Here is a 14,028-nt window from a genome sequence, read left to right on the forward strand (position 1 = left end):
CTCTTTTTGTATTGGGAAACCTTTTTAGCTATTGGGAAATATCCGTAAATTAATAGTTAACTTTTTTGTTAGTTGATGATTAAAAAAGCATGTTATTGCTCATAATGGTAAAAAAAGGAGGAGAGTAGATGGAACTACTTCACCGTGTAAACTATGAGGATAAATCGATCAAACTCCCTACAAATAAACGTTTATCCCGCCACATTCTCACATATAGTCATTGGTACGATCAATCAACGGTTGAAAAAGCCAAAGCAGATTTAAAACAATTGCTGTAACATTACTATTTTCCATCATCAAGAAAAGAGACCGGTTTCCCGGTCTCTCGCCTTGTCGAATGAATGAAAAACAGCTCGTTATTCAGTTCCATGACTTACAATTCGTTTCGCTTTCAGTCACGTTTTTCATACTCCGTTACTACAGAAGCATGCTTTTCATGCATCATCGTTTCCACATACCAGCCTGTGTCATCTTCTAGCTGCTCTAGAATATGCGTATGTTCATTTACATAAGCAAACGCTTTGCTATCTTCATAGGGGATATGCAACGCTTTTTTAATGTAATGAGTGAACACTTTAGCCTGTATGCTTTCAACGAGACGATCCATCCCTTGTCCTGTTTTAGCCGAAAGAAAGATCTCGTCTTTTTCTGTTGACCATTCCCTTGTCTCTACCCGATCCATTTTGTTATAGACCGACAAAAGAGGTTGATCTATCTCCAGTTCCTTCAACGTGTTTTCTGTTGTACGCATCATTTCTTTATAATGACTACTAGAGTAATCAACAACATGAAGCAGTAAATCTGCTTCGCGAGCCTCTTCTAACGTTGAACGAAAAGCTTTTACTAAATGAGTCGGCAATTTTGAGACAAAACCGACTGTATCCGCAAGAAGAAAAGGCAAGTTCTTTTGCATTTCGACACGCCTAACCGACGTATCTAGCGTCGCAAACAACATGTCTTTTTCAAATACTTTTTTCTCCTGCTTTTCAGTTACAAAAGCGTTAAGTAACGAGGACTTCCCTGCATTCGTATAGCCAACTAACGCTACAACCGGGATACCTTCTGTTTTCCTTTTTTGCCTTTGCGTTTGACGGCGCTCAACAACGACTTCAAGCTCTCTTTCTAATGCACTGATTCTACTTTCAATTTTTCTGCGGTCCAGTTCAAGCTTTGTTTCCCCTGCACCTCGGTTCGCAAGACCAGACCCACTGCCGCCTTGCCTACTTAGCGAAGCCCGCATGCCAACAAGACGTGGTAATAAGTACTTCAGCCTCGCAATTTCAACTTGGAGCTGCGCTTCGTTTGTCTTTGCGCGCTCTCCAAAAATATCTAAAATGAGCATGGTTCGATCATAAACCGTCACTTCAAGTTCTTTTTCCAAATTTCGGATTTGTGACGGGGTAAGCTCATCGTTGAAAATTACTAAATGAACGTCAAATGAATCAATTAATCGAGACAGTTCTGTCACTTTGCCGCTCCCAAGATAAGTTGCTTGATTTGGTGTTTGAAGCTTTTGGGTGAGTGACGCAACCGGATTTAAGTCAAGTGCTCTAGCTAAATTCTCCAACTCTTCCATCCCATAGTCAAAGTGGCTGTCTCCTTGACGCTCAACACCTACCACAATAATATCTTGAATGGTTCTTGTTTCTGTTTCATGCATTTTATTTAAAAACCTCCATCTCATTTTGTTGGTACACAAAAATGACACACGACTCAGCCTGTGTGTAAACGAAGGTTATTTAGCCCTATAAATGCCATCGTCAACAGGTGATGCTGCGTATCATTACATTCTACTGTGCTCTGTAACGGTTAAATCGATCATGATGACGATTCCTCCTTTAAGCTTCTAACTTAAGAGTACCACTTGTTAGATAGCCGTGTAAATTAAGCTGTGCAGCTATTTAAGTGGGTACGGTAATTCATTCTTTTTCTTTTTTAAGCTTCTAAGAATTAACTGGTTTACAATCTCAGGATATTCATGATGAACCCAGTGTGTTGCGTCATCGATAAAAATAAGTTCTCCATTTGAACAACGTTTCAGACTTTCTTTTGCTAATGTTTTTGACAAAAACGGGTCGTTCCACCCCCAGAGAATCGTTGTTGGTACATGTATCATCTGATCAAACGGCTTAGGACCATTCCGAAAATCCAGCCGAATAGCTCGGTACCAGTTTAACATCGCTGTCAGTGCACCAGGCTTTAACCAGGCATTCCGATAGTGCTCTAAGTCTTCTTCCACAAAGGCACCCTCGCGCCCTGTCATTTGTAAGCCTTTTGCCATATATTTAAATTTCTTTGTTTGTAAAAGTTTTTCTGGTAAAAAGGGAAATTGAAAAAACGCCATATAGGAGCTACGAACTAGCTGTGTTGGATTTTTCAGTATTCCTTTGGGGATATCTGCTGGATGAGGAATATTAATTGGAATAAACGTTTTAATTCTTTCTGGTTTTGTTGAGGCTAAATGCCACCCTACCGCTCCTCCCCAATCATGTCCGATGACAATGGCTTGTTTTCGCTTATACGCGTCAATAAGCGCAACACAATCGTCCCTTAATGTGTCAAGACTATAAGCCTCTACTTCTTGTGGTTTGTCACTTTCATTATACCCACGCTGATCAGGCACTACGACGTAATAGCCTTGGGTAGCTAACGCGGTTAATTGATGCCGAAATCCGTACCAAAACTCAGGAAAACCGTGCAACATAAGAATGAGTTCACCCTCTTTTGGACCAGCACAAACCACGTGAAAGGTATGCCCATTCGCGTCAATTAGTTGATGTTCAAACCTCATTATCCTTCACACCTTTCTTTTCGATAGTCTTCTCTACCCGTATTCTTTCGCCTTTATGCCAGCACTTTCCTGTTACCGATATTAGGTCTTGACGTACATGGAGACTTCGCATATACTAATTTTACAATCACATACATTCCTTCAAAGGGGAGTAGCTGCAAGTGATTTTTACTTGAACCAAAGTCGTCATTACGTGGATGATCTCCACCGGCTTTGTTTGGCATGATACATAAATGTCTAGCAAGACCTTTGCCTCGTTCGTATACAAGGCAGGGGTCTTTTTTGTATTCATAAAGATCCCTCATTTTGTCGAACCTAAGGGGTGCAAAAAAAGAGAGGCGTGTTGTTTATGGATGCAGCTTTATTACTAGAATATAGCTGGGTGTTACTTGTTTTAATTGCTTTAGAGGGAATTCTTGCCGCTGACAATGCTTTAGTCTTAGCGATTATGGTAAAGCACTTGCCAGAAAAAGAGCGAAAAAAAGCCCTGTTTTATGGTCTTGCCGGGGCATTCGTTTTTCGTCTCGCTTCCTTATTTGTTATTTCGTTCCTCGTAGACGTTTGGCAAGTACAAGCGCTTGGAGCCGCTTATTTGTTATTTATTGCGCTAAACCACTTGTTCCGGAAGCATGTCGTTAAAAAGCAAGAACAAGCCGCCGGTATCACGAAAGTAAAAAAAGGTAGTGGCTTTTGGACGACGGTATTTAAAGTTGAAATTGCCGATATAGCGTTTGCTGTAGATTCTATTCTCGCTGCAGTTGCCCTAGCAACAGCTTTAACACCTACGGGCTTAGGAATGGTCGGAAGTATGGATGTTGGTCAGTTTGTTGTTGTCTTTTTAGGTGGATTTATTGGATTACTCATTATGCGATTCGCAGCATCTAAATTTGTTATTCTGCTACAAAAACGGCCTGGATTGGAAACCGCGGCGTTTATTATCGTTGGCTGGGTAGGTGTGAAATTAGCGGTTCAAGTTCTTGCTCATGATGCAATTGCCGTTATCCCGCATGAATTCCCACATTCTACTGGTTGGAAATTATTCTTCTATACCGTACTTGTACTAATTGTTCTTGGTGGTTGGTTCTTCTCAAAACAACCAAGCGACGGGGATGAATCAAAAACGGAAATTGAAAAACGAGCAGAAAACAAAGTTGAAGGGTAAGGAATCGAAACACCGAAAGCTTGCGCAATACGCGCAAGCTTTTTTAGTTCCACTTCTCCATCGTTAACCGTATAAAAATTCCATTTCCCCACCATAAGGATTGAATATTCTGCACATATATGTTTCACTTAAATAGAACCACTAGGGGCGTCTTTTGACTGAGAAAAGCGTAGCTTTGACCCTTTGAACCTGATCTGGTTTATACCAGCGTAGGGAAGTGGAGATGCTAGTTATTGATTCAATAGCTCTCCGTTAGGGTCCTCCCTTTGTGTAAAAAAAGGAGGTTATTGTTATGAGTTTTAGCAACGAATTACGTGCACACGCCAACCCCGTATTTGAAGCCATTTTACAACACCCGTTTGTCCAAGGTATTGGAAAAGGACAACTCCCACCTGAAGCATTAATCCATTATGTCAAGCAAGATTTTGAATACTTGAATACATTTATGCAAATTTATGGATTAGCGATAAACAAAAGTACAACGAGAGACGACATTGCGCTATTTAATGAACAAATATCGTTTATTCTTCATAGTGAAATTCATCCACACAATAACTTTTGTCAAGTGGCAGGGGTTTCGTACGACGAACTTCAATATGAACCCCTAGCACCAACCGCTCACCATTATACAAGACATATGCTTGATGTAGCTCAAAAAGGTTCGTTAGCAGAGATTTTGGCCGTCCTTCTCCCTTGCCCTTGGACGTATCAAGTTATTGGAGACTACCTTTATGAAACATTTAACCCAACAAAGGATCACCCTTTTTATGAATGGATTTCATTCTATCGTTCGAATGGTGAAATGAACGTCACTTCCTTATTCTGCCAGCGTTTAGATGAGCTTGCTAAAGACGCGACTCCTGTTCAAAAACAGCAAATGATTGATCATTTTGTGAAAAGCTGTCAATTAGAGTTTGCTTTTTGGGAAATGGCGTACACAAATGAATCTTGGCCTGTTTCATTAGAGTCTGTTACATGAAGTATGTATGGTATGCGAGCTACGGATCAAATCTATTAGAAGAACGCTTTCTTTGCTACATTCGAGGTGGACAGCCAGCTGGTTCAACAGAAAGCGAACCAGGAGCACGCGATCCATCCCTTCCACTTCGATCAATTCAGTTTTCAATGCCTTATCCACTTTATTTTGCAAAAGAACGAACAAAATGGGGTAAAGGTGGCGTAGCTTTTATTCGTAATAAGCGAAATGAGCAAGCTTACACATTATCGAAAGCCTATCTCATTACCCTTGATCAATTCATTGATGTTGTTCGACAGGAAAATCGACTAGAAACAATCTCCATTGATTTTGATACATTGTTTAAAGAAGGTTCAATTGAATTAACGGATGGCTGGTACAATAAATTACTTGTCGCAGGCTATCAAGACGATCTGCCTGTTTTAACGTTTACGTCCCACCAAGATTGGCCACTTGAAGAGGAAAAAGCTCCTGCTTCTTCATATGAAGAGACATTACTAAATGGATTATTCGAACTCGGCTTAACGAAAATAGAGGCTAAGCGATATGTAAAAGCCCATTATCCTGGCAACGAAAGACAAGAAGAGGATGCGAGAGGTGAATGAGGAAGTTTGATAATTCAAGGTTTTTTTGATGAAAAATTACACAAAAAAGCGCGTTAAACGGCGACTTCAGCTCATTTTTAGAGCCGAAGAGTTGCCTATGGCTTGTTGACACGGTAACTGCGATATGAATTAAGCAGTTACCGATGTCACACATTCGCCGATAGTAAGAAGACCGTCAGAAGCGCTACTATCAAGAGCCATTCTTTTTTACATCATGAGAAGCTTGTAACAATCCCTACTTTTTCTTCTTTAGTAGGTAGAGCCATTATCCGTTTGTTTTGCTAACACTTCTAAAACTGCTTGGTATACCGCACCTTGATAGTCATTTCCAGCGTTTTCATCGAGCTTCACACCAAAGTTAAGATCAATGTATTGACCTTCATCAAGCTGCCAGAATTCGTTATCACGACCTGATTGCGACCCATCTCCTAAGAATAGTTCTCCTGTGTTTTGGTCGTACTCACTTTCATCGACAATGGCCACAAGCACTTCTACATCATCCGATGCAGCGCTAGATGCTGCCGAGAATGTTTGAACTTCGTTCGTTACACCATTAAATAGTTGATCCAAGCGATACTGCGCGTCTTCATATACATCTCTTCCAGGAGCTACTGTATATTTCAACGCGATATAACCAACTTTATAAGCATCGATCGGCACTTCAAGATCAACTTGATGTCGATAAGTAGCCTGTAAGTGTGTATCAAGCGTTCCTGTATTTTCAACAGACAACCAATCTCCAAAAATGAGTTGGGATGGGGCAAAATTAGACGCTTGTACAATTGAACCGTCAATGTCCTGTCCATTGTTCAATTCCAATGTACCGCCTTGAATTTCACCAGTAGCTTCTACAGAATCAGTAAACCAAGCAAATGAGCCAGTTGAAGTGGCTGTAAAAACCAATGCACCTGCAAATGCTGTTCCGAGTAATGACAGTTTAAGGGCTTTCTTTTTCATAAAGTTGCTCCTCCTTAGGTTTGTTCCGTTTTTTTTGTATCATTTCAACAATTGTTAGGATAAAAAAAAGCATTAAAGGAATAAATACGACATAACGCATATCGATATTTTTTTGTATAGTTTCTGCGACAAGACCTACTTTAGGAATCGTAAAACGGTGTACACCTACAATTTGTTCGCTTACGATAGGAAGACGATCTTCAATCGTATTATTGTCCCCTTTCGTTATGTAGGACTTGCTCCCCTGTTCGATCGATTCGTTTACAATACGGTGCGTAAACAAGCGTCGTTCTGGTGTCATATACGTGACAACATCCCCTACATCTACACCTTCCACTTGTTCAATAATAATAACGTCACCAGCAGAAAAGGTTGGCTCCATACTATTCGATAGCACGGTAAAGGACGTATAACCAAATAACTCCATGCCACCACTTTCTTCTTCTCCATTCAGCTGTAAAAACAGCAATAGGACAACAAAGAATAGGAATGAAAACAACGTCATGACCACTAAGCGTATGCCTGCCCATACTTTTTTCGCCATTTGTTACACCCTTAGTAAGAAGGGGAGTTCACCTCCCCCCTCTTGGTCGTTTTATGATGCAGGATTCCCTGCAATGACCGGCTGGCCAATTGGCAAATCTGCAATAGCCTGTTCCGATACATACGTTCCAAATGGCACACGGTAGACTTCAGTAGCGTCTTTTTTATTAGTGAAAATCATGTAGCCGCCATATAGCCCTTGTAAAGCTGTTTTTGGTGCGATTAAGAAACTATTGCTTGTAATGGTTTCTCCTGCTGGAACCGAAATAGAAGCATTTGTTTGCAGTGTCATACCACTTGCACCAGCTGGTAATGTTCCGTTAACTGCTTGGAAACTCGTTTGCACATTAAACGATTTTGCTTCATCACTCGAATTTGTAACACGTAAGCTCTGATGCTCACGAATGTTTCCATTCGCCGTGCTAACTGGTCCGAAGCTAATTGCACCCGTACGATCAGGAATAAGCGTTAATAAACTGTCTTCAACATGGAGGCCATCCATTGTTGTTTGGAACATCATCGTTGTATCAATAGCAGCTTGCGGATTCACCCGTCCTGAGCCAGTTGAAGTGGCTGTAAAAACCAATGCACCTGCAAATGCTGTTCCGAGTAATGACAGTTTAAGGGCTTTCTTTTTCATAAAGTTGCTCCTCCTTAGGTTTGTTCCGTTTTTTTTGTATCATTTCAACAATTGTTAGGATAAAAAAAAGCATTAAAGGAATAAATACGACATAACGCATATCGATATTTTTTTGTATAGTTTCTGCGACAAGACCTACTTTAGGAATCGTAAAACGGTGTACACCTACAATTTGTTCGCTTACGATAGGAAGACGATCTTCAATCGTATTATTGTCCCCTTTCGTTATGTAGGACTTGCTCCCCTGTTCGATCGATTCGTTTACAATACGGTGCGTAAACAAGCGTCGTTCTGGTGTCATATACGTGACAACATCCCCTACATCTACACCTTCCACTTGTTCAATAATAATAACGTCACCAGCAGAAAAGGTTGGCTCCATACTATTCGATAGCACGGTAAAGGACGTATAACCAAATAACTCCATGCCACCACTTTCTTCTTCTCCATTCAGCTGTAAAAACAGCAATAGGACAACAAAGAATAGGAATGAAAACAACGTCATGACCACTAAGCGTATGCCTGCCCATACTTTTTTCGCCATTTGTTACACCCTTAGTAAGAAGGGGAGTTCACCTCCCCCCTCTTGGTCGTTTTATGATGCAGGATTCCCTGCAATGACCGGCTGGCCAATTGGCAAATCTGCAATAGCCTGTTCCGATACATACGTTCCAAATGGCACACGGTAGACTTCAGTAGCGTCTTTTTTATTAGTGAAAATCATGTAGCCGCCATATAGCCCTTGTAAAGCTGTTTTTGGTGCGATTAAGAAACTATTGCTTGTAATGGTTTCTCCTGCTGGAACCGAAATAGAAGCATTTGTTTGCAGTGTCATACCACTTGCACCAGCTGGTAATGTTCCGTTAACTGCTTGGAAACTCGTTTGCACATTAAACGATTTTGCTTCATCACTCGAATTTGTAACACGTAAGCTCTGATGCTCACGAATGTTTCCATTCGCCGTGCTAACTGGTCCGAAGCTAATTGCACCCGTACGATCAGGAATAAGCGTTAATAAACTGTCTTCAACATGGAGGCCATCCATTGTTGTTTGGAACATCATCGTTGTATCAATAGCAGCTTGCGGATTCACCCGTCCTGCTCCTACTTCAAATACGTTGTAATCGTTTGTCATTGGCACTGCTGTGTTCATTAACTTTGTTTTAATATCAGCAGGAGAAAGCTCTGGATTCGCTTGAAGCATCAGTGCAGCAATTCCTGCAACATGCGGAGATGCCATAGACGTACCGGAAGAGCGGCCATATGAGTATTCGTAATCACCAATGTATTCAGGTCCTGCCATGTAGCTCGGGATTGTCGAAAATACGTCTACCCCTGGCGCAACAACTTCTGGCTTAATCGCCGCAGTGTAATTAACTGGACCACGTGAACTAAAGTCTGCAAGTGTATCACCTATTGTCGTAATCGCACTCATATCACCAAACGTAATGGTTGACTCTTTATCCAAAAGGTCCGCAATGGCTTGACCTTGCTCATACGTTAAAGAGAACGATGGAATGTAGGAATGACTTGCACCAACGTAGACCGGATTATGTCCTGCACCTGGTATATTATTGTAGATAACAATTCCAGCAGCACCTGCATCCTTCGCATTCGCAATTTTGTCGACAAAGGCAATCTCTCCGCGAGCAACAAACGCTACTTTGTCTTCTACATCAACATTTTCAAAATCTTGCACCCTACCTAAGCTTGCAGATACAACTTGTAACGTTTCACCAGTCAAACTTGCAAGGTCGGTTTCAAATGATTCCGCAATAACACGTAAGTCGCCAGGTAATGTCTCACCACCAACCGAGTATTCACTTGAAAATTCAGGAACTTCAATTGGTACATTACTCGCTCCTACTGAGATTGGTAATGCTGCTGAACCAGGTGCACCAATGGTATAAAGGCCATTTCTCCCGCTATTTCCAGCAGACGTAACTACTGTAACCCCTGCTAAAGCAGCGTTATTTGTTGCTATACCGGTTGGAGCAATAGGGTTATTTGTTGCACTCCCTAGAGATAAGTTTATGACGTCCATACCATCTTCAACAGAACGTTCGATACCAGCAATAACACCAGACGTAGCACCAGAGCCATAAGGACCAAGTACGCGGTACGCATACAATTCTGCATCAGGTGCCACACCAGTGACCGCATATTCTGATTCATTTTCTCCTGTTCCATTCGTTGTACCACTTACGTGTGTACCATGACTTGTATAATAAGAACGGTTAGCTGAATCAAACTCTGGTAGTCCAGATGCTAACCAGTCTTCATATGTGGCTTCCATTGGATCATCGTCGTTGTCAACGAAGTCATATCCACCTTTATAAACACCTTTTAAATCTGGATGGTTGTAATCTACTCCTGTATCTAGTACACCAATTTTTATGCCTTCTCCAGTTAAACCATCAATATGTAAATCACTTACACCTAAAAAAGGAATGCTATCCACCATTGTTGCATCAACCGGCTCATCGTAGCCCTTTTCATCAACAGGGTGAATTAATTCAACTTCTTCATCGTTATAAATCGCTTTAATTTCTTCATATTGAAGTAAATCCTCTACTTTATTTGCTGGTAACGTAAGCGCTACTCCGTTAAATATGGTTGTATACGTAAAATTTACTGTGTAATCGAGTTCTTTTTCCTGTGATTGAGGAAAGACATCGTCTAAAATTTCTTCAAACACTTCTTGGGATTCAGAAACAGTCGCTTTTGCCTCCGCTTCCGTTAATACACTTCCCTCTTCTTCTGCTAAAGCTAGGGCTACTTGTTCTGGTAGCTCATCTAGTTCAACAATAATGGAAATCTCTTCATCACTTGTAAGATTAATAGAATCCGGTAAGAGAAGTTTTGTATCCGTTTGATCCTCCGCTTTTACGTACTGCACGGAAGTAAAAGAACTTGCCACCATACAAAATGATAGCGCTACGACAGATAGTGATTTTGTACAGTTTAAATTTGTCGTTTTTTTCAAATGCATTCACCCTTTCAGTCGAAATATGACGTGCTTATAGGGATTATACCGAAAATACAGAAAACAAAAAGTATTATTTTCTATTGTTTTACTTTTTTACCAGATACACTTCATATGCGACCAAAGTATGAATTTACTGAAATTCAGACAGTTAAATTACATATTATTTCAACTTTTTATGGAATTACCCAAAAAACAGAACCAATCCTTGACGAAAAAAAAACGATTCTATATACTCACTTTTTGTAGAACGGAATTCCCTACAATTTTGGAAGGAAAAGTAAGGTCTTTAGTCATACTTACTTATCTAAACAATCGGGTATTGTAACCTTTGCTTATTATGGTAGACTTGTTCATTTAGATTACTTGAAATGAGGGAAGATCGTGGCACAACAACAAAAGACAGGGTTCTTCTCACGCACGTTTAATCGCTTGTTAAACCGTGTTGAGTGGCTAGGCAACAAGCTGCCTCACCCCATAACGCTATTCGCCATTCTAGCAGTGCTCGTTATTATCGCTTCGGCAGTACTATCAGCGTTTAACGTTTCGGTAGAGGATCCTACTCAAGCAGGAGAAACCCTTGAAGTTCAAAATTTATTAAGTGCTGAAGGAATTCAGTATTTATTTACAAGCATGGTTGATAATTTTATAAACTTCGCACCCCTTGGCGTCGTTCTCGCTACAATGATTGGTATCGGTGTAGCTGAGCGTAGTGGCCTTATCGGCGCAGCACTTCGAGGCATTGTTACATCTGTTCCAAAACAACTCGTAACTGCTGCACTTATCTTTGCTGGTGTTCTTTCAAGCATGGCTGTTGATGCAGGTTATGTCATTTTACCGCCACTTGGCGCATTAATCTTCTTATCTTTAGGTCGGCATCCGTTAGCTGGTCTAGCTGCTGCTTTCGCAGGTGTGTCGGCTGGATTCGGTGCAAATCTCTTTGTAACCTCTCTTGATCCAATGCTAGGTGCACTAACGATAGAAGCTGCTGCCACATTAGATCCCGAATATGCTGAAGGCTTAAACTACTTAATGAACTATTACATTATGGCTGTATCAGTTCTTCTATTAACGGTAGTGGGTACCATTGTAACGGAGAAAATTGTAGAACCAAGACTCGGAAGCTTTAAAGGAAAAACAAATAAAGAAGATTCCATTACGTATCTTTCTAAAGTAGAAAAAAAAGGGTTAACCTACGCTGGATTAACCGTTGTCGGATTAATCGCGCTTGCTTTGCTTCTCGTTGTTCCTGAATGGGGACCATTGCGTGGCGAAGGAGATAGCCCGATTTTGAATTCCCCATTTATGGATTCATTAGTTGCCATTCTCTTATTCGTTTTCCTTGTACCAGGTCTTGTTTATGGAATCGTGACTAAAGAAATTCGCAATGACAAAGATGCAGCACAACAAATGTCAGACACAATGGCTTCAATGGGCATGTTCATTGTGCTTGCCTTTACAGCTGGGCAGTTTGTTGCTTACTTCGCTGAAACGAATATCGGTACAGTCATCGGTGCATTCGGTGCTGAACTACTCGAGACCCTTCAAATTGGCGGAATCCCCTTATTGCTAGGGTTTATGATCGTCTGTGCGATTATTAATCTCTTTATTGGGAGTGCATCTGCAAAATGGGCAATCATGGCCCCTGTCTTTGTTCCATTAATGATGGAATTTGGCTTTTCACCGGCTTTAACACAAGCTGCTTACCGAATTGCTGACTCTACAACAAACATTATTACGCCGACTATGACGTATTTTGCAATGATTATTGCCTTTGCACAAAAATACGACAAGAAGATCGGTATTGGTACACTCATTTCCATGATGTTACCGTATACGATTTTCTTCTCTATCGCGTGGACGGCGATGCTCATCATCTGGATGCTTCTCGGTATTGATTTAGGTCCAGGTTCACCAATTTATTATGAATAGAACGCTTTAAAAAGGTAGAAATCAACTGATTTCTACCTTTTTTATGCTCATAGAAAGAGTCTTGTTTATTCCTATTTAACTAGCTATACGTTGTAAGATAATATACCATTCTTTTTTAAAATTCACGTTAAAAAGTTATTTTCTTCATACACGGTTTACAAAAATCAATTATACTAGACTTGTTTCTCTCGTAAATTGTCGAATAGAATCGTTTGACTACATTCTTTTGGCAAAAAATTAGCACAGCTAAAAAGAGATGAAAACCGTCAAATTCACTGATAGTGATACGTTTTTTGCTTCATTCGTGTACAGCGCTAAATGAAAGCGATAAAAACGGTTATTGACGGTTTTAGAAACTATATCTACAATTATCGAGGAAGCTACATTTTTAACCAACTTTTAGGGGGATCTACAATTGAAAAAAAAGGTGATGGGTTCAACGCTTGTAGCAGCAACAGCGCTTATGTTAGCAGCATGTGGAGACGGGGGAGACGAGGCTTTTGAGCCAACTGACAAATTACGAGTTCAGTTCGTTCCATCTCAAAATGCAGAGACACTAGATGTCATTGCTCAGCCGCTTGAAGACTTACTTTCAGAAGAATTAGACGGTATTGAAGTAGAAGTGTCCGTGTCAACGGATTATCCATCTGTTATTACAGCGCTTGGTTCAGGATCAGTGGATGTTGGGTTCTTACCTCCTAGTGCATACGTAACGGCTAAAGAAGAAGGCTTTGCAGAGGTTATTCTTCAGTCATTACGCTACGGTGTAAACGAAGAAGATGGTACACCAACAGATGAGCTTGTAGAAGGCTACAAATCACAATTCCTTGTTCGCGCAGACTCTGATATTGAAACACTTGAAGATGTTGAAGGTAAAACAGTTGCATTCCAAGGTCGCTCATCATCTGCCGGGTATGTATGGCCAGCAGCTAGCTTACTCGATATTGGAATTGATCCTGAAACAGATGTTAATGCAGTTGAACGTCAAGGACATGACCAAGCTATTTTAAGTTTACTTGATGAATCTGTCGATGTAGCCGTTACTTTCCAAGACGCTCGTAATACTGTTGCAAATGATTTCCCTGACGTATGGGAAACAACGCGGGTTATTGCGACAACAGAAATGATTCCAAATGACACAATCTCAGTTCGATCAGATATGTCAGAAGAATGGCAAGAAAAATTACAAACGGCCTTTATTAACATTGGTAAAAGTGAAGTAGGTCGCCAAATTATCTTTGATGTGTATTCACATGAAGGCTATATGGAATCAGAAGATAGCAACTTTGATATCGTTCGTCAATATGAGGAAGAAATCGGAGAATAAATTTTAGTTATTTACGACTATACGCTCTTTGAGCCCGTTCATCTTACATGTACGGGCTCTACTACTCTTAATACTGTTAGATTATGATTTATGTAGAAAGTTGGGACGT

Annotated in this window: 13 protein-coding genes and 2 riboswitches; of the genes, 6 read left to right on the forward strand and 7 right to left on the reverse strand. The window is 40.6% G+C overall.

Annotation, left to right across the window (positions count from 1 at the left end; genetic code table 11):
* The first annotated feature begins 128 nt into the window (after positions 1-128).
* Positions 129-278, forward strand: coding sequence for a hypothetical protein (locus PQ477_RS04015; RefSeq protein ID WP_158331971.1), 150 nt, complete (start codon positions 129-131; stop codon positions 276-278).
* Between the two features lie 113 nt (positions 279-391).
* Here the strand turns inward: PQ477_RS04015 and hflX are convergent, their stop codons facing one another.
* Both hflX and PQ477_RS04025 read right to left on the reverse strand, forming a co-directional pair.
* Positions 392-1,660: a GTPase HflX gene (gene hflX / locus PQ477_RS04020; protein ID WP_144559732.1), complete on the reverse strand. Its 1,269-nt coding sequence runs from the start codon at positions 1,658-1,660 to the stop codon at positions 392-394.
* A 237-nt stretch (positions 1,661-1,897) separates the two neighbouring features.
* On the reverse strand, positions 1,898-2,791 hold the full coding sequence (locus PQ477_RS04025; RefSeq protein WP_412766054.1) for an alpha/beta fold hydrolase: 894 nt from the start codon (positions 2,789-2,791) through the stop codon (positions 1,898-1,900).
* A gap of 134 nt (positions 2,792-2,925) precedes the next feature.
* Positions 2,926-3,099: riboswitch (yybP-ykoY riboswitch) on the forward strand.
* A gap of 41 nt (positions 3,100-3,140) precedes the next feature.
* Here PQ477_RS04025 and PQ477_RS04030 point away from each other — a divergent pair.
* From PQ477_RS04030 to PQ477_RS04040, 3 genes are all read left to right on the forward strand, one after another.
* A complete protein-coding gene (locus PQ477_RS04030; RefSeq protein ID WP_274272987.1) occupies positions 3,141-3,953 on the forward strand; it encodes a TerC family protein in 813 nt (270 codons plus the stop codon).
* Positions 3,954-4,086: 133 nt separating this feature from the next.
* Positions 4,087-4,186, forward strand: a riboswitch (TPP riboswitch).
* Between the two features lie 59 nt (positions 4,187-4,245).
* A complete protein-coding gene (gene tenA / locus PQ477_RS04035) occupies positions 4,246-4,932 on the forward strand; it encodes a thiaminase II (RefSeq protein ID WP_035394739.1) in 687 nt (228 codons plus the stop codon).
* Positions 4,929-5,534 (forward strand): hypothetical protein, encoded by a 606-nt coding sequence (locus PQ477_RS04040; protein ID WP_274272988.1) that lies wholly within the window; start codon positions 4,929-4,931, stop codon positions 5,532-5,534. Before tenA ends, PQ477_RS04040 begins: the two co-directional genes overlap by 4 nt.
* 249 nt (positions 5,535-5,783) lie before the next feature.
* On the opposite strand, the gene PQ477_RS04045 is transcribed toward PQ477_RS04040, so the two are convergent.
* The 5 genes from PQ477_RS04045 to PQ477_RS04065 are packed head-to-tail and all read right to left on the reverse strand — an operon-like array spanning position 5,784 to position 10,660.
* On the reverse strand, positions 5,784-6,491 hold the full coding sequence (locus tag PQ477_RS04045) for a TasA family protein (protein ID WP_035394741.1): 708 nt from the start codon (positions 6,489-6,491) through the stop codon (positions 5,784-5,786).
* Positions 6,472-7,035: a signal peptidase I gene (locus tag PQ477_RS04050; RefSeq protein ID WP_035394742.1), complete on the reverse strand. Its 564-nt coding sequence runs from the start codon at positions 7,033-7,035 to the stop codon at positions 6,472-6,474. Before PQ477_RS04050 ends, PQ477_RS04045 begins: the two co-directional genes overlap by 20 nt.
* Before the next feature lie 51 nt (positions 7,036-7,086).
* Complete coding sequence (locus tag PQ477_RS04055; RefSeq protein WP_274272989.1) at positions 7,087-7,674, reverse strand: hypothetical protein; 588 nt, start codon at positions 7,672-7,674, stop codon at positions 7,087-7,089.
* A complete protein-coding gene (locus tag PQ477_RS04060) occupies positions 7,655-8,218 on the reverse strand; it encodes a signal peptidase I (protein ID WP_035394742.1) in 564 nt (187 codons plus the stop codon). Before PQ477_RS04060 ends, PQ477_RS04055 begins: the two co-directional genes overlap by 20 nt.
* A 51-nt stretch (positions 8,219-8,269) precedes the next feature.
* Complete coding sequence (locus PQ477_RS04065; protein ID WP_186370648.1) at positions 8,270-10,660, reverse strand: S8 family serine peptidase; 2,391 nt, start codon at positions 10,658-10,660, stop codon at positions 8,270-8,272.
* Positions 10,661-11,041: 381 nt separating this feature from the next.
* On the opposite strand from PQ477_RS04065, the gene PQ477_RS04070 reads away from it, so the two are divergent.
* Positions 11,042-12,592, forward strand: coding sequence for an AbgT family transporter (locus tag PQ477_RS04070; protein WP_412766060.1), 1,551 nt, complete (start codon positions 11,042-11,044; stop codon positions 12,590-12,592).
* 430 nt (positions 12,593-13,022) lie between these two features.
* Positions 13,023-13,919 (forward strand): phosphate/phosphite/phosphonate ABC transporter substrate-binding protein, encoded by an 897-nt coding sequence (locus tag PQ477_RS04075; protein ID WP_035394790.1) that lies wholly within the window; start codon positions 13,023-13,025, stop codon positions 13,917-13,919.
* Positions 13,920-14,028 lie beyond the last annotated feature (109 nt).

The sequence above is a fragment of the Shouchella hunanensis genome (genome assembly GCF_028735875.1).
GTDB classification, from domain to species: domain Bacteria; phylum Bacillota; class Bacilli; order Bacillales; family Bacillaceae_D; genus Shouchella; species Shouchella hunanensis.

Excerpts from the sequence above, each read along its gene's own strand:
- PQ477_RS04015 (WP_158331971.1), top strand. The coding sequence starts at position 129 with ATGGAACTACTTCACCGTGTAAACTATGAGGATAAATCGATCAAACTC.
- hflX (WP_144559732.1), bottom strand. The coding sequence starts at position 1,660 with ATGCATGAAACAGAAACAAGAACCATTCAAGATATTATTGTGGTAGGT.
- PQ477_RS04025 (WP_412766054.1), bottom strand. The coding sequence starts at position 2,791 with ATGAGGTTTGAACATCAACTAATTGACGCGAATGGGCATACCTTTCAC.
- PQ477_RS04030 (WP_274272987.1), top strand. The coding sequence starts at position 3,141 with ATGGATGCAGCTTTATTACTAGAATATAGCTGGGTGTTACTTGTTTTA.
- tenA (WP_035394739.1), top strand. The coding sequence starts at position 4,246 with ATGAGTTTTAGCAACGAATTACGTGCACACGCCAACCCCGTATTTGAA.
- PQ477_RS04040 (WP_274272988.1), top strand. The coding sequence starts at position 4,929 with ATGAAGTATGTATGGTATGCGAGCTACGGATCAAATCTATTAGAAGAA.
- PQ477_RS04045 (WP_035394741.1), bottom strand. The coding sequence starts at position 6,491 with ATGAAAAAGAAAGCCCTTAAACTGTCATTACTCGGAACAGCATTTGCA.
- PQ477_RS04050 (WP_035394742.1), bottom strand. The coding sequence starts at position 7,035 with ATGGCGAAAAAAGTATGGGCAGGCATACGCTTAGTGGTCATGACGTTG.
- PQ477_RS04055 (WP_274272989.1), bottom strand. The coding sequence starts at position 7,674 with ATGAAAAAGAAAGCCCTTAAACTGTCATTACTCGGAACAGCATTTGCA.
- PQ477_RS04060 (WP_035394742.1), bottom strand. The coding sequence starts at position 8,218 with ATGGCGAAAAAAGTATGGGCAGGCATACGCTTAGTGGTCATGACGTTG.
- PQ477_RS04075 (WP_035394790.1), top strand. The coding sequence starts at position 13,023 with ATGGGTTCAACGCTTGTAGCAGCAACAGCGCTTATGTTAGCAGCATGT.